A 20,353-nucleotide genomic window follows, 5' to 3' on the forward strand; every position below is an offset into this window, starting at 1 on the left:
GCAATGGATGCCCGTGAAACATAATAAAACATGTCCCGGGCATCCGAGAGAACAGTTTTAATGGTTAATACCTTTCATTTTGCTCTGCACCTATAAAGTCTCTTTGTACTTGGTCGATTCCTTCCGGTTCAGAATATTGCTGTGTATTTTCTACAGGTTCAGATACTACCTGTTCCATTTGTTGTGTTCCTTGATTCTGCTGCGCTGGCTCCATTTGTTGCATTCGTTGATTCTGCTGCCCTGTCTCCATTTGTTGCATTCCTTGATTCTGCTGCCCTGTCTCCATTTGTTGCATTCCTTGGTTCTGCTGCCCTGGCTCCATTTGTTGCATTCCTTGGTTCGGGAGTACAGGCATCGTTTGCTTAGTTTGTTGAGTTCCCTGGAAATTTTGATTTTGTACTGGAAGTTGGTTTTGACCAATTTGTTGGTTTCCTTGTACAGGATTAGTTTGCTGCATTCCTTGATTTAGTCCAAAGCCATTTTGTACGTTTTGAGTATTACCTTGTCGTCTAATCGTAAAATATCCTCTACCCTGTTCTGGATTAGATATTACTCCAAGTGTGGCAAGTATACCAAGTATAGCTGTTACATATGTTTCCCACTGAGTTAAGTCAATTTGCATGCCCATATCACGTAATACCATATAAATAACAGATGCCATGGATACCCATAATCCGTAATTTCTCCATTTCATATTAGGAAATCACCCTTTTGAAAGATTGTTTTGTTGCATTATACGCTTCTATTATGGTTTCCGTGAGGACATCTGTGGCAGCTACGAATAAATGGAGCTTTTGTACTAATAAGAGAAAAAGCAGCGCCTGGATCTAGACAAATTTTAGATTATGATCGATTTACTTCTAATACGATTTTTAAAAATTACACATCATTAATCCTTCATTTTGTGATATTCTATTAAATAGTCAAGTTATCGATTTCGACCTACATATGGTAAACTAAAACAACCAAAACACATATAAAAAGGAGTAATATCTATGGAAAAAACACTAATTTTTGGTCATAAAAACCCAGACACTGATACTATTTGCTCTGCAATTGCTTATGCTGATTTAAAAACAAAGCTAGGTATGGTTGTTGAGCCAGTCCGTTTAGGTGAACTGAACGGTGAAACACAATTCGCCTTAGATACTTTCAAAGTTGCTATACCACGTTTAGTGAATACTGTTGCATCTGAAGTTAAAAATGTTATCCTTGTTGACCACAATGAACGTCAACAAAGTGCTGAAGACATTGATCAAGTTCGTGTAGTAGAAGTAATTGACCATCACCGAATTGCTAACTTTGAAACGAGCGATCCTTTATATTACCGTTGTGAGCCAGTTGGTTGTACTGCAACAATCTTAAATAAATTATACAAAGAAAATAGTGTTGCAATTGAAAAAAATATTGCTGGGTTAATGTTATCGGCAATCATTTCTGACTCTCTATTATTCAAATCACCAACATGCACAGATCAAGATGTGGCAGCAGCTCGTGAATTAGCTGAAATTGCAGGTGTTGATGCTGATAGCTATGGACTAGAGATGCTTAAGGCTGGTGCAGATTTAAGCGATAAAACAATTGCACAATTGATTTCCCTAGATGCTAAGGAATTTCAAATGGGGAACTATAAAGTGGAAGTTGCTCAAGTAAATGCAGTTGATACAAATGATGTACTAGCCCGTCAAACTGAGATTGAAGCAGCTCTTTCTAGCGTAATCGCTTCTAAAAACCTAGATTTATTCTTATTTGTTGTAACAGATATCTTAAATAACGATTCAGTGGGGTTAGCATTAGGTAAACAGGCTAACGCTGTTGAGGAAGCATATAATGTAAAATTAGATAACAACACTGTCGTATTAAAGGGTGTTGTATCTCGTAAGAAACAAATTGTTCCAGTATTAACTGAAACATTATCAAAACGATAAAGATGTAAAGCTGACACTCAGTCACGGAATGGTGACTTTTAGTGTCAGCTTTTTTGATTTACCTAATTGAAAAAAAGTTTAATTAATACAACTTGCCTTGATGATATAAAACTGTCGATAACCTGATAACAGAGTGAATGTAACAATTTTGTCTCAAGGGAAATGGATCTCCGACAAATTGACCAGTACCCGATTTAGTATGGTTTAAACCTTATGATTTAATTTATTTGTTTTATAATTTGGGCCAGTATGAATGATTTTGGGTAATATTAGTTTGATTTAGGAAAATGCACTCTATGATTGGTTTTATGGAAAATAACTAGCAATACTCTTTTCTATCTATTAACTTCTCATATATAAGCACATTATCTCACTCTGGGTAACGTCTTTTTCTGTAAATATTTTCTATTAATCTTTTAAATTCTGTATAATGAAAGTAGCTTATTAAAAGGAGAGGATTTAATGTTCCGGGTGGACATCTTGAAGCTGGAGAAACCCCTGAACAGGCTATGCATAGGGAAGCTTATGAAGAAGGATACGTAAAAGGGAATATTCGGTATATTGGAATGATTGAAGTTAGTCATGAGGAAAATTCATTATTTGACCCTAATGGGAAATATCCTAAAATAGGTTATCAACTATTCTACCTAATGGATATTACAGAATGTCACCCCTTTAAACGTAAGAATGAATCGACTGCAAGAATATGGGTGGAACCAGTAGAAGTCCCTTACATTATCGATGATCATCAACTAACTTTTCTCATCTTAAAAGAGGCAATAAAAAAAGGATTTTAATAATTACAATCAACAGCTAGGGAGATGTTATTTTGAGTCAACTCACAGCAAATACTTCTAAAAAGAATTCAGTCTTTCTATTAGTTGGGATAGGTACATCTTCTTTTGGTGACTTTATCTATCTTGTTGCCATCAATATTCTTGTCCTACAACTTACAAATTCGGCTGCAGCAGTTGCTGGGTTATGGATTATGGGACCAATCGCTTCAATCTTGACGAAGTTTTGGTCAGGAAGTTTAATTGATCGAATGAATAAACGAAATTTAATGATTGCAGCTGATATATTTCGGGCCCTGTTGGTAGCGGTTATTCCTTTTTTAACTTCTATTTGGTTAATCTATTTCTGCTTATTTTTCCTATCCGTTGCTAAAGCATTCTTTGAGCCAACTTCGATGACTTACATAACTAAGCTCATTCCACAGGACCAAAGGAAAAAATTCAACTCATTCCGAAGTCTTGTTACCTCAGGAGCATTCTTGGTTGGCCCCGCTATTGCAGGTGTACTACTTATCATTAGTTCCGCCAATGTTGCGATATGGATAAACGCTTTCACTTTTACCATTTCAGCTATTATTCTGCTATTACTTCCTAATTTAGAAAAAAATGAAAATATTGCACACTCAAAAATGATGAGCCTAACTACCCTTAAACTTGATTGGAAATATGTCATCTCGTTTAGTAAAAAGAACAACTATATCGTAGCTGTTTACGCGATTGCTCAATTTATCATGATTATTGCTCTTGGTATGGACGCCCAAGAAGTTGTCTTTACACAAAAAGTGTTAGGGCTTTCTGAAGCTGATTTTGGATACTTAATGAGTATCACTGGAATAGGACATATCGCCGGTTCATTGACTGTATCGATTTTTTCAAAAAAAATATCAATTCAACAACTAATGGGAATTGGATATATCATGGTCGCGGTCGGCTACTTAATCTATGCTTTCTCGTTCTCATTCCTATCAGTAGCAGTAGGATTTATTCTTTTAGGTTACTTTAATGCATTTTGTGGGACTGGATTCATGACATTTGTACAAAATAACGTTCCAACAGATATGATGGGACGTATTTTAAGTGTATTTGGTACTTTTCAAAGCGTATTCCAAATCGGATTTATATTGCTGATCGGATTTACAGGTGAATTCTTACCTCTTCGCTATAGCATCATTATCGCTTCTATTTTAAATATGGGGGTAAGTCTAGCACTGATTTTTCTTGTATTTAGACCTTCTAGGAAAATATATTTTAGTGAAAATACTCTGAAGGTGTAAAAGCTTAGTTATTAGTTTTGATATTTTTGTAACGTGATATAATGTGTCCACTTATTGGGTATAAACGTAAGATAAAGGTCAAAAACCCAGATTAATAGGCAAATCAAAAAAGAGCGTGGAAAATGTTTCAAGAAACGTTCCAAGCTCTTTTAGCATCCATAAATAAAGTAATTTATATTTCAATTTGTTTAATTACTTTTGCAGGATTTCCACCTACAACAACATTATCTGATACATCCTTTGTCACCACTGCCCCTGAAGCAATAACTACATTGTTACCTATGTTAACCCCAGGATTAATCACAGCTCGACCGCCAATCCATACATTATTACCAATAGTAACTGGTTTGCCATATTCCTCACCAGAAATGCGTTCAAATGGATCTAAAGGATGCGTCGCTGTATAGATATGGACACCTGGAGCGATAAAACAGTTATCACCAATTCGCACTTCACAAACGTCTAAGATGACGCAATTAAAATTAGCATAAAAATTTTCCCCTACATGTATGTTGTAACCATAATCACAACGGAATGTTGGCTCCACAAATAAGCTTTCTCCAGTTGAACCGAAAAGCTCCTTTAACATTACAGTTCGATTGTCAACATCAGTCTCCAAGGTTTGGTTGTATAATCTAGTGTTTCTTCTCGCTTTTTCACGGTCTTTAACTAGTTTCTGGTCAGCAGGATTATACAGTTCCCCATTCAACATTTTTTCTTTTTCTGTTTTCATAGGTATTCCTTTCATTAAAAAATAGTGTTAATTACATTGGTTAATGGATAGTGAATTAGCACTATTCAATATAGTTTACATTATTGTCTCGACACCATTCAATCGCAATTTCTTTTAAACGTTCGTCACGAAATAAATACCATTGATCCTCAATTTCAAAATCTATTATTTTGTCCTTAAATCTTCGAAAAGCACCTTTCCCCCTAATTACCCCTAGCAAGGTCTCTTGCTTTCGTTCATTGCTAACATTGAAGCAAAAGTCTTCCATGATTTCATATTCATTTACATCAAATTTAGTTGGTAACTCTATGTAATTCTCAAAGTTTTCAACAACATCAATAGCTACCATTCTATTTTCTTGTTCCCAATCAAGTAAGTCATCGAATGGTATTCCGTCTTCTGCAGCTAGTAAATCATCCGATGTTACTACAACTATTTCACCGGTTTTACTATTTAAGTATGTATGAGACTCTTCAAACTGTATTTCCATTTCTGCAATTATATCTTTGAGCTTTACTTTTACACTCATGATAACGCATCACCTTCCATACCTTATTTGTTCCCGATTATAAGAAAAAACTACCAAAGAGTCAATTCTTATGATAGTATTCTTACTTTTTAATTTGATGATGCCTGAGTTAGTTTTAAACTGCTTTTGTGTAAAACTCTCAATTTTTATCCTCGGCCAAAGCGACACGGTCGTCTGCTGTTGGTGGTTGTTCCATCCAGCTGTTGTTAATCATGATGTTTCCGCCATCCTCACCATATTGCTCCATTTCTGCTAAAAGACGAGTGTATTGTGCTCCTAAATCACGTCTCATGCTTACTGCCATGGCCGCCCCGTAAAATGCTACTGATGCTTGAGTTAATAGTGCTGTATGGAACATAATTAGTTTGTCTGAAAATGGTGAAACAGTTGCGTTTGTAACTTCCGATTCAAAAGTCGGTGGGCAGGGAAGATTGTCTTCATGAAGGATCGAACTAAAAACTTCAACATGTTTGGAAGAAACCTGATTCCCCCTCATCAAATATTCACGAACCTCCTTGTGTTTGGCTACTTGACTGAATCCAAGTAGCAATGCCTTACCCATTACTGTTTTATTCATATTAAAGGTGATATTACTAATTTCAATCCCATTTAACGGACGGCGATTACCAAACCAACCTGTTAGAAAGTTTTGTTTTTGGACATACTGAGCCTGCTCAGGTGGATAAAGATATGGGGGTCTAGTATAGACTCCTTTAGCCAACATTAAATCTAAGGTTATGTTATATAGCTTCATTGCTTCATTATTACATCTAGTATAATACTCACGTAAATCTGCCCGAATAGCAGTAGTTAAGGAAACAGCATAACCTGTTAAGCCATGCGCTGCCATAATGTGCAGATATTTCAGAAGAAATGTATCTGAAAATAACCTTGGCGCTTTAATATTTACGTCCTCTTCCGTAAAACCATAAGGAATTGGATAATTTTCTTTATCAAAAAAACTTTTTATCGCTTTAACATGCTTTTTTGATAAATCGATAGCAAATTCTAATATTGATCTAATATCACTATTCTCAACCTTTTCAAGCATATAGCTAATAACACAAATAGACATACTATCGCTCATATATTGCGTCCACAGACTTGTAATTTCCGTGGAACATAATTTAGTTTCGTGACTTGTTTCCATAGATAGATTCACTCCTACTGCGGACCGAGTTGTTTATAAATAATTTTGCTGACTCTTGTTATTAATCCCTTTTAGTATAAATTAAATACCTTCATTCTCTAAATTACGTGCAAAATTTAATTATTTTAGATTAGAAAAATATATATGACAGTATTTGTTTGTTTTTGAGTAAAAATAGTTGCTTTCATCTTTATAAACTGTCAAGCTTAAGTAGATAATAGACTTCATAGAAATGAATTAGTAGGTGATGAATATGATTGAAATAAAGACATCTGAAATTAGTGATGGAGAATTCAATAGAGGAGTATTTGCGACGCGTGATATAGCAAAGGGTGAGCTCCTCCATGAAGCCCCGGTCATTGCTTATCCGAATGAAGAGCATGAACACATCGAAAAAACCACACTTGCAGATTATGCGTTCGAATATGGTATCAACCACACTGCAATACTTCTAGGATATGGTATGCTGTTTAACCATTCATACGAACCAAATGCACAATATGAAATTAACTTTGATAACCATTCCTTTGACTTTTATGCTTTCACAGACATAAAAGCAGGTGAAGAGATCCTAATCAACTATAATGGTGATGTCGATATCGATGATCCGCTTTGGTTTAATATGGAGGAAGATAACAAAGAATAATCTGATTGATTTCTGAACCGAACATCATTCAGACACGTAAGAGGCAATTATCCCAAAAGGATTATTACCTCTTTTTCTTATTTAAGTTTATAGTAAGTCAACCCAAGCGCAAATGCCAATACCGTTCCTTTAACAATGTCCATCGCATAATATGGGACAGACATCATCACTAAACCGTTTTGTAAAATCCCTATTAAAACTGCACCGACGAATGTTCCGAATGCATTCGGCTTACCTGCACCTAGAACGGAAAAGCCGATAAATGCCGCCGCAACAGAATCCATTAAGTACGGGGCACCTGCACTTATTTCAGCTGTCATCACCCTTGAAGCCAGTACAATTCCACCAATAGAAGCAAAAAGTGCTGACAATAAATAGGCCACTACTTTATAGTTGTTAACCGGAATACCTGAAAGTCTTGCTGCTTCGATATTTCCACCAATCACGTACATGTATCTTCCGTGCTTTGTATACGTTAAAAAGATGTGAACTAAGACAACAACTACGACCATGATCATAATAATCCATGGGACTTGGCCGATTTTTGCGAAAAACGGGCTAATCAAGCCTTCAGAAAATGAACCATCAGGCATAACCATGTTTTGAGAAATCGTTGCTCCCTTGGTGTAGGTCAACGCAATTCCCTGAATAATAAACATCATCGCTAATGTTAACAGCATATCTGGGATTTTCATTTTTACAATTAGAAAAGAATTTAGTGCGCCAACTAGTAACGAAGCAGCAATAGCCGCTAGAATAGCGATGAATGTATTTTGCGAAAACCAGACAAACATCGAGATTACTACCGCATTTGATAAAGAAGCGACTGATCCAACCGATAAATCAAAACCATTTACAGAAAGTGAAATCGTGATTCCAATTGCGATAATAGTCACAATCGAGATGGATCTCAAGATATTTATGATATTGTTTCCTTGTATAAATGAAGGATTGGCAGCCGCAAAAACAATGATCAATACAAAAATAGTTAGGATTGTACCATATTTATAAAAAAACGAGAATAAATCAAAGGATTTTTTCGTGGAGTTCGTACTTGTTGCTAGCGTTCCCTTCATGCTTATTACCTCCTGCTGAGTAAAATAAAATTTCTTCTTCATTTGTGGTAGATGTTACGAGCTCTTTAACGACTTGACCATCATATAAAACGTACAAACGGTTCGTAATACCAATGATTTCTGATGTTTCTGAGGAAGCATAGATAATGACTTTACCGTTCTCTGCTAATCCAGTTATTAAATTAAAAATGTCCTTTTTCGCACCTACGTCAACACCCTTTGTAGGTTCGTCAAAAATATAAACATCTGCATCTGTGATTAACCATTTCCCAATGGCTATCTTTTGTTGGTTTCCACCAGAGAGATTTTGAACCAAAGTATTTTCATGTGGCGTCTTAATCCCAAGGCTCTTTATTAGTTCAACCGATTGAATCTTTTCCGCTTTTCTATTTAAAAAGCTAAAAAGGTTGGTGAATTTACTTAAATTGGCAGAAGTAAGATTCGTTGCGACCGACTCCGTTACAAGAATCCCTTCTTTTCTTCTTTCCTCCGGAACTAATGCGATACCTTGCTTCACTGCGAGATGAGGATTTGTAAGCTTTAGCTTTTTTCCCTTTAGCAAAACGTGACCAGATGTAATCTTTGAGCAGCCAAATAACGTTTTACAAAGTTCTGTTTTCCCTGCACCTACTAAACCAGCTATCCCAACAATTTCACCTTCTGAAGCATACATGGAAAGGTTTTTTATTTTAGCAGGTTCATTTAGGTCTTTGACTTCAAATATTTTTTCACCGATCGTTGCCATATGTTCCGGAAACTGTTCCTCTAACTTTTTTCCTAACATTTGCTCTACTACCCTATTTTGAGTAGTAGTAGATACGGATTCTTTCCCAACAAATTCGCCATTTCTAAGCACCGTAATCTCATCACATATCTCAAAAATCTCTGGTAGCCGATGTGAGATGAAAATAATCCCAACGTTTCTATTCTTTAAATCGTTTACAATTCGAAAAAGTTCTTTTGTTTCGGTTTGGCTTAAAGGTGCCGTTGGTTCATCTAGAATCAGGAATTTACACTCTGTTGTAACTGCTCTTGCAATCAAGACCATTTGTTTTTCAGCAAGCGTTAATTCATTAACAAGTTTTTTAGATGATACGTTAATTTTCATACTTGATAAAATTTCGGAAGCTTTCTTATGGAGCTCTTTCCAATTCACTAGCTGTCTTTTACCCATTCCACCGACAGTGTGATTTAACATAATGTTTTCACCAACTGTTAAATAAGGAATTAGCGCTGTATCTACTTCCTGATAGACAATTTGTATGCCATGATCTTGAGCCTCTTTTGGAGAACGAATGGAGAGTAGTTGACCACCGAGGGTGATTTCACCAGTGTAGTGACGATATGCTCCTGATAAAACCTTCATTAACGTTGACTTTCCAGCTCCATTTGCACCAATGAGAGCATGAACCGAACCCGTTTCGGTTGTAAAATGAACATCTGTCAATGCTTTCACACCTGGAAATTCAATGGAGATGTTATTCATCTGAAGTAATGCTGTCATTCTTGCTACCTCCTCCCAAGTAACATAAGCGAACACTCTCTTCTATGGTAAAGAGAGTGTTCCCCCATGGGTGATTACTTTTTATAATGATCCTTTAACACTTTCATCCAGTCTTCTTCAAAAGCAGTTGTTGTTCCCCAGCCTTCGATTATGTCAGCTAGGTTTACCATGTTAACTGCTTCTTTTGACGTACGAAGCTCAGCTTGTGAAATGAGGGAAGCTTCTAAGTCATAGTTTTGAGGTGTCTCTTCACCTGCAAGCTTTTTAGCTAAAAGTCTCATGTTTACAGCACCAATTAATTTAGGATCAACTGCTGCTGTATACTTCCATGGGCTACCATCTGTTTGGATTTCTTGAAGGTCTGCATTGGATACATCGATACCGTAGATTTTAATTTCATCTCTTCCTGCTTCTTTAATCGCCCGAGCTGCACCAATTGCAAATGCATCCCATGTTGCAAAGATCGCATCAATTTCACCTTTTGGATACTTGTTTAACATCGCTGCCACTGCGTTTTGCGTTTGTACAGATGTGTCTGCTGCAGCAACTCCGAAGCGTTCAATCTCTTTAATTCCCGGGTTACTTTCAAGCGTTTGCTTATATACATTGTTTCTTCTTACCATTGGTGGGAACCCATCAACCCAAAGGTATACGATGTTCGCTTCACCATTGCTGTCTTTCACTAATTGATCAAGTGCCAACGTCGCTAATGCTTCATCATCTTGTGAAGTTAGAGTAACACCGTTAACAGATGCAATATCAGGATTAGAGTCAAATGTTACAACGCTCTTTCCACTTTCAGTTAGCTTCTTAACGCCATCTACAGTTGCTGCGTCATCACCATGTGAAATAATAAATCCATCATAATCTTGAGTTAACGCTTGCTCAATTGCGTCATGGAATTTAGCTGAATCTCCATTTGCTGTGAACACATCAACATCAAAGCCCAAGGACTCTCCCTCTTCTTTCGCACCCGCTAAAAATTGCGCAGTATGATCGTCTCCACCGATTTTACGGATAACTTTTATTTTTGCGCCTTCTCCATTTGCAAATCTTTCAGGTACATTTTCAAATGTTATTTTTTCATTGCTGCTGGCCTTATTTGCTGAATTTTCAGCTGATGCACACCCTGTTAAAAGGACTGAAAAAGCTAGTGAAGTGAATGCTGTTTTTAATATTGATTTTCTCATGTTGGTAATACTCCCCTTTTGGTCATTTTCTTAATACATCTCTAAATAAAAAGTACTCCTAACTAGTAATCTTTTCTTTTAGAGGATGGGTATGTAGGCATTAACAAAAGCGCAAGCGCCCCGTTTAGCGACGTATGGACTGGACTGAGCCGCATGAGATAAAGGAAACACGAAGAGCGAAAGCGATTCGATGTTGACTTATCGTAAGGAGGTAAGGGAAGTCCACTAGTCGTTGGGGCTCTGGAGCTAGACGTAGATAGACAGAGACACGAAGTTATACACAACCTTACAATTTTATAAATTCCTTAACATTAAAAAAACCTCTCTAGAAAAGAGAGGTTAGCGGCTATATCCGGTCATCCTCTCTCATCTTCCAAAACAAATAATTAAAATATTTGTTTTGCTGGATTTAGCACCAATTCCATAATGGAACGGTTGCCGGGCATCGTAGGGCCAGTCCCTCCGCCACTCTTGATAAGAGATCACGTATTAAGTTTGTGATTATTTTGATAGTTACTACTTTAACGGGGTAGTGAAACAATGTCAATACTATTTTAAATATTTTTTTATTAACTAACTTGTATATAGTAGTTTGCTATATTTCTTGGCGAAAATGGAAACATATTGCCTGAATTGAGCAAGCTCCTTCCCGCCCCATCTCAGAATAACGGGTGTTTCTTTTGCTAAAGGGTTCCGTTTTGAGGTGCAAAACGGAAAATTGACATTAGAAATGGCATACGAATCGACGTATGCCATTTTCCTTTTATATAGGGATTTATAATACCTCTTATAGTAGAATAAAACCACTAATGACAAAATAAATTTAAAGGACAATGCTTTTTGGACACTCAAAATTAAATGTCAATTGGGATGTCAATTCTTACACATTTCCATATACAACAGAAGTAAACTCCTAAATTTAGTAACCAGTGATAGTTAAAATAAGAGGAGATTTTCCGGTTAAACTGCGTAATAAGGCTTGGTTCGGGGTATATAAGCGGAGGTTTTCCGCTTAAGCAATGCAAAATGATCCATTTTGACGTTTTTTGTGTAAATAGTCGGAGTTCTTCCGTCTATTTAAGCTATTTTAAGTGCTATTTCGTAATTAAGAGAAATTTCTCCGCTTATTTATTAAACCATGCTGATTCCCTCATCTTTTATAATAGTCTGTAACTGCTAGCACTTTCATAGTATGTTATTATCGCTTATTATGATTATAAACTTATGATACTTACCTTTTTTGGATAGAATGGTAGTAGCCATTCGAAAGGGGGGCAAAACGATGGGTCGTTTGGTACTATTGTTCGCTTTTTTATTGTTTTTGTTTTCAGCTTGGACTACTTTTGAAAAATGGGTAGAGAAAAGTGATTATGCTACCACTCTTGAAAACATTAAATCAGATATAGATGAAATTAGAGAAAAGCCTGAATACATCGCCGCAATTGGTACTATTCAGCAAGGCATTATTCAACTGATGGATCAATTAGATAATCTTAAAAAATCACCACAACAATCTGAGGATAACGTTGAGAGTACTACAGTAGATAAACCACCTTTATCAATACCAACTGAACAAACCTTCTCAGTTTATAATGTTCAACTTGGCGATTCAAGAGAATATGTTGAACAGTTTCTCGGGAAACCAAAACGTTCTTCCTACAATGAGTATGGAGTACAATGGAGTGCTTACCATGAAAACTATCAAAATTTTATAATGGTTTCATATGATGAAAACAACAATGTAGTCGGATTATTTACATCGCAAGATTTAATTGCCTCAAATAAAGGGATCAAAAAAGGTAGTTCAAAAGAGTCGGTTCTTGACGTTCTCGGCAAACCGTTAACCGAAATAAGAAAAGGTATGACATATTATCAATTTGAACCAGATCGAAATTATGATGTATTTTTAGTTGATGAAAGCTATATCACAGTTTTTTATGATAAACATCAAGAAAATACGGTAACATCTATTCAGATTGTTAGTGAAGCTCTCGAAAATAGTAAGAAGGACTTCTTCACAGTTTCAAATGAGAACCTGATAGAAGGGTTCGAGTACCAGTTGTTTGATTTAACTAATGCAACTAGAGTAAATCATGGCCTACAGATACTTACGTGGGATGATCAGGTAAGAGAGACAGCCCGAAAACACAGCTTGGATATGGCAGAGAACAATTACTTTAACCATACGAACTTACAAGGACAATCACCTTTTGATCGTATGCTAGCAGATGATATCATTTTTACACTTGCAGGCGAAAACCTCGCCTACGGACAATTAAGTAGCATTTTTGCTCATGAAGGGTTAATGAATTCATTGGGTCACAGAGAAATAATCCTTAAGCCAGATTTTAAAAACTTAGGCGTTGGCGTTGCGTTTAATACGGAATATCAGCCTTATTATACGGAGAAATTTTATACGAAGTAGTTAAGAGGATGTGTTTTCGCACATCTTCTTTACTATTAAAATTCATTTACTTTTAACGGTTTTATCTGTTTCTTTAAACCCATATTAACTAAAATATTTTAAAAGTTACAAGATTTCCTTCATATATTCCTACTTATCACAATAAATAATAGATAGATGGACAAAAACAAAATGCAAGCCGACTTTCTCATTTATTTCCAAAGCCGTTGATATCTAATCTCGTAACCTATTATGCTAAACCTGTATCTAACCTTTTTTATAGCTAGAAACTTATTTATAATACCTTTTTATTTATAATAATTATAAAAAAGTATTGATTTTATTATGATAAGTGTTATCATTAGAAATGTAAATAAAACATATGAGGTGATTCTAGTAATGAATAAAAACAATCTTACTACTAGTTGGGGCGCTCCTGTTGGGGACAACCAAAACTCGATCACAGCCGGTTCTCGTGGTCCTACGTTAATTCAAGATGTTCATCTTCTTGAAAAGCTAGCGCATTTTAACAGAGAACGTGTTCCAGAACGTGTGGTTCATGCAAAAGGTACTGGTGCACATGGTTATTTTGAAGTAACAAACGATTTAACGAAGTATACTAAAGCTAATTTCCTATCAGAAGTTGGAAAACGTACTCCTTTATTTGTTCGTTTTTCTACTGTAGCTGGTGAGAATGGTTCTGCTGATACAGTTCGTGATCCACGCGGATTTTCTGTTAAATTTTACACAGAAGAAGGAAACTATGATTTAGTTGGTAACAACACTCCTGTTTTCTTCATTAGAGATGCAATTAAGTTTCCTGACTTTATCCATACACAAAAGCGTCATCCACAAACGCATTTAAAAAATCCTAATGCAATTTGGGATTTCTGGTCATTATCACCTGAGTCTCTTCATCAAGTTACTTGGTTAATGGGTGATCGTGGTATCCCTGCTACACTTCGTCACATGCATGGTTTTGGTAGCCACACATTTAAATGGACAAATGCTGATGGTGATGGAGTATGGGTGAAATATCACTTTAAAACAGAACAAGGCGTTAAATGCCTAACAAATGAAGTAGCTGCACAAATTGCTGGTGAAAACCCTGATTATCATACAGAGGATTTATTCAATGCAATCGAAAATGGTGATTTCCCTGCTTGGAAACTTTATGTACAAATCATGCCTTTAGAGGATGCGAATACGTATCGTTTTGATCCATTCGATGTAACAAAGGTTTGGTCTCACAAAGACTATCCACTTATCGAAGTAGGTCGTATGGTATTAGATCGTAACCCTGAAAACTATTTTGCTGAAGTTGAACAAGCTACATTCTCACCTGGAACATTAGTACCTGGTATTGATGTCTCTCCAGATAAAATGCTACAAGGTCGTTTATTTGCATACCATGATGCACATCGCTATCGTGTAGGTGCTAACCATCAAGCATTGCCAATCAATCGTCCACGTAATGAAGTGAATAACTATCAACGTGATGGCCAAATGCGCTTTGATAATAATGGTGGAAAATCAGTATATTACGAGCCTAATAGCTTAGGTGGTCCGACAGAATTTCATGAAAATAAACAAGCCGCATACCCTGTAAGTGGTGTTGCTGAGAGTATTGCATATGACCATAACGATCACTACACTCAAGCTGGTGACCTATACCGTCTACAGAGTGAAGAAGAACGTGCTCGACTGGTTAACACAATTGTTGGTGCAATGAAGCCTGTTGAAAGTAATGAAATCAAACTTCGTCAAATCGGACACTTCTACAAAGCAGATCCTGAATTCGGAACTCGTATTGCTGAAGGTCTTGGGTTAGCTGTGCCAGAAGAAGTTAAGATAGATTAATAGAAGTTTTTTATGCCCACTCTTTAGGTATCCGTACTCATAACGGATACCTATTCTTACAATAAAAATAAAAAGAGGATGTTTACCGTGGAAGAAGATCAATATAAAGAACTAATTCCTTATTTAAAAGAGCGTGGCTTACGCATAACACCTCAAAGGCTACTCATTTTAAAAACAATCATTTCATTAAATGGTCATCCAACGGTTGATGATATTCATAGTCATATCCCCTATATAAGTGTTGCGACAATTTACAATAACATCAAATTATTTGTTAAGTTACAAATATTAAAGGAACTTCCGTATGGTAATGGTTTAAGTAAATATGAATTATACAAATCTAATCATTATCATGTGATATGTGAAAGATGTGGAGGAATTATCGACTTTAAATATCCAAATCTTGAAGAAGTCGAACAGGTTGCCTTGAAGCTTACAAATTTTAAAGTCCATTCCCATCACTTTGAAATATATGGGGAATGTGCTACATGCCAAGATTCCAATCAATAATTTTATAGAGGCATTCGTTCCTATTTACCCTTTGTTCCAACTATAGAATGATATGAAAGGTTGAAAATAATGCATACAAAAAAGAGCGTTTGCCCTAAATGTCAAACAGAAGTTAAAACCCTCAAGCACAGTCTTTTGTGTGAATGTGGAATAAAAATAAAAACAATAAAACGTTAAATTACTCAAGTTTCTAACAGGCGATATCGGGTAAGATAATCACCTGTTTTTTGTTTTGCCTCGAATTATGAATGTTCAAGAATTCCAGTCAAGTCGCTATAAATAAAATTTGGAGCTACACCTAAATTATCCATTACATCATTTTTTCGATTGATCCATGCTGTGTAAAAACCAAAACTAGTCGCACCTGCGATGTCCCATGTATTTGAGGACATAAACAGTACTTCATTTCGTTTTACTCCTAAACGCTCTATTATTATTTGATATGACATAGGTGTTGGCTTGTATTCTTTAACTTCATCGACACTGATGACATCATCAAGAAATTCCTCTAACCATGAGTTATTTACTAAAGGTAAGAGCATATCATAAGATCCATTTGAAAAGATTATCCTATTTCGCTCTTTTATTGCTTTTAACACCTCTTTTACTTCTGGAAAAGATTTTAAATGTAAATATTTATCTAAGAGGAAAATTTCTTTTTCTTCAGTTAAAACTACACCTTCCCTTGCACAAGCATACTGCAGGGCATCTCGAGTAATAGCCGAAAAAGGGATGTACCGGCCCATAAGTTGTCGTAAAAAACTATACTCAAGCTGTTTTTCACGCCACACTTTACAGATCTTAGAACCGTTTTGAGGAAACAGTTCTTCACATGCCTTTGCAACAGAATTCACATCAAACAATGTTCCATAAGCGTCAAATACAAATGCTTTGATAGTGTTCATACAACGTCTCCTTTTCCAATCTTTGCCTTTATATAGTGTATATCATTCAAAGCGTGATTTTTGTCGAATCTCCCCCAGGTGACAAACAACTCGCAGATTGGAAGCCATATGATACGAATGATATCGCAGTTGATTTTTCATAACTGCGATTTCTCTTCTAGAATATTTAATCTATGTTCAAGCTTTACTTTAAGCTTTTAAACTATCACTCTCCAAAGAAATACCATTTCTGCGGATATGAAGCTGAATAAATCCAAATAGAGATGAAAATAGCAATAAGCATCCCGATAATATATAAACAAGTCGAACTCCTATTAGATCGGGGCTCAGGCACCGAAGTTACGTTCTTACTTGGTAGTTGAATTACAAAAGAGATAATGGATGATTCAACAAATGAATATATTATATTCATTTTTCAAATGATAAGGAAAATAGGTGAGGTGTCCTCGCGTTGTGATATGGAGGCTGCCAATATTCTTGCACTAAATTTAATGAATGATATTGTTACAGGTAAGTTAACCGTTGAAAAGGCTCGTGATGTTTATTGTGAAGTAACCTCCGCTTTTATGATGAATCGACCAGCAGCTTATGCAGAGAAATTACAATTTACTGTTTCAAAGGAGGCTAACTACGACACTGATATTGTTATGATTGCCGATGAAATGGTTGAACAAGCCATAGAAAAAGTTAACGATATAGTTGATGAAAGTATGGGCAATGGGAGATTGCATTAACAATTTGCCTAAATAAGAAAAACATTTGAAGTAACACACCATTTAGTAGTATGAACAACGTCGGGATACATTCACATACCAACAAATAGTAGAGGGTGAAACCATTGCGTTTCACCCTCTACATGTATTTTTATTTATATTGTTTACCCTTATCAGTTCAGGTTATTTATTTATTTTAGCGTTATAGTTAATACTTCTGTTTCCGCTATTTTTGCAGCTACACCAACATTTTTTTCAAGGTTTCCAACAACTTCATCAGTATTTGTAATGATCATTGGGGTGATTGTGCTTGCTGCCTTTTCTCTAATGAATTCTAAATCAAAGCTGATTAACTTATCTCCACGTTTAACTTTGTCACCTGCTTGGACAAAACTTTCAAAGCCCTCACCATTTAATGCAACCGTTTCTAAGCCAATATGGATTAAAATTTCTAACCCAGATTTTGTTTTAAGTCCAACCGCATGTTTTGTAGGAAACACTTGGACAACTTCCCCATCGATAGGACTAACTACTTGTCCATCAGTTGGATCAATTGCAATTCCCTCACCCATCATTTTCTGAGAGAATACTGGATCTGGGACCTCTGTAATATCTAGAACCTTCCCATTGATTGGTGCTGTAATTTGTTCAACTGCATTTTCTTTTTTACCAAATAATTTTTTTAGCATCATAGTACTCCTCTGCATAATTAATGGTTTCTCCTAGCAAAATCAACAAAGCGAAATTTGTCAGGCCTATGTCTAGATTCCGTATATTGGAATTGTCTAGCGTCATCTAAATAAACATAGTTTTTAATGACGACTACATTATGGAAGCCTTCAAGATCTAGTAGTTCCCGATCTTCATCTGTCGGTTCTACAACAACAATTTCTTTTCTAGCAAAGCTAATTGTCAGATTAAGTTCATTTTCCACATAGTTATAAATGGAATCTCCACATATTTCTCTTGTTAAGGACGGAACAAAATCCTCAATTAGAAAATCTTTATCTAAAATAACCTTCGTTCCATCAATTTCCCTAGTTCTTACCACTTTCCAAACGTGTTGATTGCTTGAAATATTCAATTGCTGTTTTATATACTGATCTGGTTTTGTTAATGATAATTCATTTACAATCGTTCTTGTTTTGTTAGCCATTTTCTGTGCTAATTCCTTAAAGCTAACAAGCCCTGAAACAGGAAAATCAAACTTGTTAATATCAATTACTAGTGAACCTTTACCTCTTACTTTTTGAATATAACCGTTTTGGGATAAAAGGTTTAGCGCCTTGCGAATTGTTTCTCTTGATGTACCATGAAGATCTGTTAATTCATTTTCAGACGGTAGAAGTGTGCCTGGCGCCATCTCTCCGATTTTAATTTGCGTCGCAATCTTATTGTAAATCGATAAATATTTATTTTTCATACTATATCCCCATTTATTTTTTGAAGCGATAGACAATTGATTCATAAGGTCGTAACATCATCTGCTGTATGTCTTCTGAAGAATCATCATAGTTTGATAATAATATTTCGCTTTTGTATTCAACCAAATTCAAACTCTCAGGTATGACAAAGAATGTTTCTTTCCCATAAAAATTATTGATAACAAGTAGTTTCTCTTTGTCAGTACTTCGTATATAAGCAAATATATCATCATGATCCTCTAAAACTAACTGATAATCACCCTCTGTGATGATATCGTATTTTTTTCTTAGATCAATTAGCTTTTGATAATGATAAAAGATCGAATTCTTATTAGTTAGTGCTTGTTCAGCATTAATTTCTTTATAATTGTTTGCTGTAGTAATCCAAGGCGTTCCTGTTGTGAATCCGGCGTTCACACTTGCATTCCACTGGACAGGTGTTCTTGAATTATCTCTTGATTTTTGCTTAAGGATCTCAATGATTTCTTGCTCTGACATCCCTTCTTGCTTTTTAATTTTGAAGATGTTTAATGATTCGACATCACGGTAATCATCAATGTGGCCGAATTTAGGATTGGTCATCCCAAACTCTTCTCCCTGATAAATGTAAGGGGTCCCCTGCATCATATGAATGGTGGTTGCAAGCATTTTGGCAGATTTGTTATGATACTTTTCATCATCACCAAATCTTGATACTACTCTTGGCTGATCATGGTTGCACCAGAAAAGGGCATTCCACCCAGACCCTTTATTCATCTCAACCTGCCAAGTAGATAAAATCTTCTTTAGTTCATGGAAATTAAAGTCGGCTTTCGTCCATTTCTCACCATCTGGATAATCGACCTTGAGGTGATGAAAGTTAAACGTCATATTGAGTTCGTTTCTTGTTGGATCTGTATATTTAATACAATTTTCAATCGTTGTCGACGACATTTCGCCAACAGTCATAATGTCATAGTTTGAAAACACTTCTTTATTCATTTCTCGAAAAAATTCATGTACGCGTGGGCCGTCTGTGTAAAATTTTCGTCCATCTCCTGGATGAACTGAGCCGTCATCATTCGGAAAGTCTTGGTCCTTTGATATCAGGTTGATTACGTCAAGCCGAAAACCATCGACTCCTTTTTTAAGCCAATAGTTCATCATCTCATATAAAGTGTTTCGAACCTCTTCGTTTTCCCAGTTCAAATCGGCCTGTGTCACATCAAATAAATGCAAATAATACTGCCCAGTATTTTCATCATACTGCCATGCAGAGCCACCGAATTTCGAAGCCCAATTCGTTGGTGGCTCCCCGTTAACTCCATCTTTCCATATGTAATAATCGCGATATTGGTTATCTTTTGAAGACATGGATTTGTTAAACCATTCATGTTCTGTAGAGGTATGATTTATGACGATATCCATGATAATTTTCAAATCGCGCCTATGTGCTTCATTTAACAAGCGCTCAAAGTCTTCCATCGTTCCATATTGATTGTAAATATTGTAGTAGTCACTAATGTCATACCCATTATCCCGTTGTGGGGATTCATATATAGGAGTTAACCAAAGAACATCCACACCTAGTTCTTTCAAATAATCTAATTTCTCAATTATCCCTTGAAGATCTCCCACACCATTTCCTATTGTATCATTAAAGCTCTTTGGATAAATTTGATAGACAACGGCTTTTTTCCACCATGGTTGAGTCAATTAGAGCACCTACCTGTT

General features: G+C 35.9%; 19 protein-coding genes and 1 riboswitch. Of the genes, 8 read left to right on the top strand and 11 right to left on the bottom strand.

The annotated features are described in order from the left end of the window. Positions 1-64: 64 nt before the first annotated feature. Positions 65-694 carry a hypothetical protein gene (locus PY093_RS16190; protein ID WP_275646887.1) on the bottom strand — a complete coding sequence of 210 codons (630 nt, stop codon included), beginning with the start codon at positions 692-694 and terminating at the stop codon, positions 65-67. 301 nt (positions 695-995) lie between these two features. On the opposite strand from PY093_RS16190, the gene PY093_RS16195 reads away from it, so the two are divergent. The 3 genes from PY093_RS16195 (at position 996) to PY093_RS16205 (ending at position 3,996) form a co-directional block, all read left to right on the top strand. Beyond that, a complete protein-coding gene (locus PY093_RS16195; protein WP_275646888.1) occupies positions 996-1,928 on the top strand; it encodes a manganese-dependent inorganic pyrophosphatase in 933 nt (310 codons plus the stop codon). Between the two features lie 443 nt (positions 1,929-2,371). Continuing rightward, on the top strand, positions 2,372-2,725 hold the full coding sequence (locus PY093_RS16200) for an NUDIX hydrolase (protein ID WP_275646916.1): 354 nt from the start codon (positions 2,372-2,374) through the stop codon (positions 2,723-2,725). A 32-nt stretch (positions 2,726-2,757) separates the two neighbouring features. After that, a complete protein-coding gene (locus PY093_RS16205) occupies positions 2,758-3,996 on the top strand; it encodes an MFS transporter (RefSeq protein WP_275646889.1) in 1,239 nt (412 codons plus the stop codon). Positions 3,997-4,168: 172 nt separating this feature from the next. Here PY093_RS16205 and PY093_RS16210 read toward each other — a convergent pair whose 3' ends face one another. From PY093_RS16210 to PY093_RS16220, 3 genes are all read right to left on the bottom strand, one after another. Next, positions 4,169-4,729, bottom strand: coding sequence for a maltose acetyltransferase domain-containing protein (locus PY093_RS16210; RefSeq protein WP_275646890.1), 561 nt, complete (start codon positions 4,727-4,729; stop codon positions 4,169-4,171). Positions 4,730-4,790: 61 nt separating this feature from the next. Then, positions 4,791-5,258: a UPF0158 family protein gene (locus PY093_RS16215; protein ID WP_275646891.1), complete on the bottom strand. Its 468-nt coding sequence runs from the start codon at positions 5,256-5,258 to the stop codon at positions 4,791-4,793. 139 nt (positions 5,259-5,397) lie between these two features. Next, entirely contained in the window at positions 5,398-6,408 is a 1,011-nt protein-coding gene (locus PY093_RS16220) for a DUF3231 family protein (RefSeq protein ID WP_275646892.1), read from the bottom strand. A gap of 253 nt (positions 6,409-6,661) precedes the next feature. Here PY093_RS16220 and PY093_RS16225 point away from each other — a divergent pair, with 253 nt between their 5' ends. After that, on the top strand, positions 6,662-7,054 hold the full coding sequence (locus tag PY093_RS16225) for an SET domain-containing protein (protein ID WP_275646893.1): 393 nt from the start codon (positions 6,662-6,664) through the stop codon (positions 7,052-7,054). A 77-nt stretch (positions 7,055-7,131) separates the two neighbouring features. Here the strand turns inward: PY093_RS16225 and PY093_RS16230 are convergent, their stop codons facing one another. The 3 genes from PY093_RS16230 to PY093_RS16240 all read right to left on the bottom strand — a co-directional run bounded on the left by PY093_RS16230 (position 7,132) and on the right by PY093_RS16240 (position 10,824). Then, on the bottom strand, positions 7,132-8,130 hold the full coding sequence (locus PY093_RS16230; protein WP_275646894.1) for an ABC transporter permease: 999 nt from the start codon (positions 8,128-8,130) through the stop codon (positions 7,132-7,134). Next, on the bottom strand, positions 8,081-9,634 hold the full coding sequence (locus PY093_RS16235; RefSeq protein WP_275646895.1) for a sugar ABC transporter ATP-binding protein: 1,554 nt from the start codon (positions 9,632-9,634) through the stop codon (positions 8,081-8,083). The genes PY093_RS16230 and PY093_RS16235 overlap by 50 nt, the downstream gene beginning before the upstream one ends. 74 nt (positions 9,635-9,708) lie before the next feature. Beyond that, complete coding sequence (locus PY093_RS16240; protein ID WP_275646896.1) at positions 9,709-10,824, bottom strand: sugar ABC transporter substrate-binding protein; 1,116 nt, start codon at positions 10,822-10,824, stop codon at positions 9,709-9,711. A 363-nt stretch (positions 10,825-11,187) separates the two neighbouring features. Beyond that, positions 11,188-11,305: riboswitch (SAM riboswitch) on the bottom strand. 801 nt (positions 11,306-12,106) lie between these two features. Here PY093_RS16240 and PY093_RS16245 point away from each other — a divergent pair. The 3 genes from PY093_RS16245 (at position 12,107) to PY093_RS16255 (ending at position 15,598) form a co-directional block, all read left to right on the top strand. Further along, positions 12,107-13,249 carry a CAP domain-containing protein gene (locus PY093_RS16245; protein ID WP_275646897.1) on the top strand — a complete coding sequence of 381 codons (1,143 nt, stop codon included), beginning with the start codon at positions 12,107-12,109 and terminating at the stop codon, positions 13,247-13,249. A gap of 378 nt (positions 13,250-13,627) precedes the next feature. Beyond that, positions 13,628-15,088 (top strand): catalase KatA, encoded by a 1,461-nt coding sequence (gene katA, locus PY093_RS16250; protein ID WP_275646898.1) that lies wholly within the window; start codon positions 13,628-13,630, stop codon positions 15,086-15,088. 78 nt (positions 15,089-15,166) lie between these two features. Beyond that, entirely contained in the window at positions 15,167-15,598 is a 432-nt protein-coding gene (locus PY093_RS16255; RefSeq protein WP_345774246.1) for a Fur family transcriptional regulator, read from the top strand. A gap of 242 nt (positions 15,599-15,840) precedes the next feature. Here PY093_RS16255 and PY093_RS16260 read toward each other — a convergent pair whose 3' ends face one another. Further along, positions 15,841-16,503: a haloacid dehalogenase type II gene (locus PY093_RS16260; RefSeq protein ID WP_275646900.1), complete on the bottom strand. Its 663-nt coding sequence runs from the start codon at positions 16,501-16,503 to the stop codon at positions 15,841-15,843. 458 nt (positions 16,504-16,961) lie between these two features. On the opposite strand from PY093_RS16260, the gene PY093_RS16265 reads away from it, so the two are divergent. Next, entirely contained in the window at positions 16,962-17,237 is a 276-nt protein-coding gene (locus PY093_RS16265; protein ID WP_275646901.1) for a hypothetical protein, read from the top strand. 170 nt (positions 17,238-17,407) lie between these two features. Here PY093_RS16265 and PY093_RS16270 read toward each other — a convergent pair whose 3' ends face one another. Genes PY093_RS16270 through treC form a run of 3 tightly spaced genes read right to left on the bottom strand, consistent with a single transcriptional unit; the run spans position 17,408 to position 20,335 of the window. Next, positions 17,408-17,905, bottom strand: a complete 498-nt coding sequence (locus PY093_RS16270; RefSeq protein ID WP_275646902.1) for a PTS sugar transporter subunit IIA — start codon at positions 17,903-17,905, stop codon at positions 17,408-17,410. Positions 17,906-17,925: 20 nt separating this feature from the next. Next, on the bottom strand, positions 17,926-18,639 hold the full coding sequence (gene treR, locus PY093_RS16275; protein WP_275646903.1) for a trehalose operon repressor: 714 nt from the start codon (positions 18,637-18,639) through the stop codon (positions 17,926-17,928). A gap of 13 nt (positions 18,640-18,652) precedes the next feature. Next, positions 18,653-20,335 (bottom strand): alpha,alpha-phosphotrehalase, encoded by a 1,683-nt coding sequence (gene treC / locus PY093_RS16280; RefSeq protein WP_275646904.1) that lies wholly within the window; start codon positions 20,333-20,335, stop codon positions 18,653-18,655. Positions 20,336-20,353: the final 18 nt, after the last annotated feature.

Origin of the sequence: Cytobacillus sp. S13-E01 (genome assembly GCF_029193815.1) — a bacterium.
Lineage (GTDB): Bacteria > Bacillota > Bacilli > Bacillales > Bacillaceae_L > Bacillus_BV.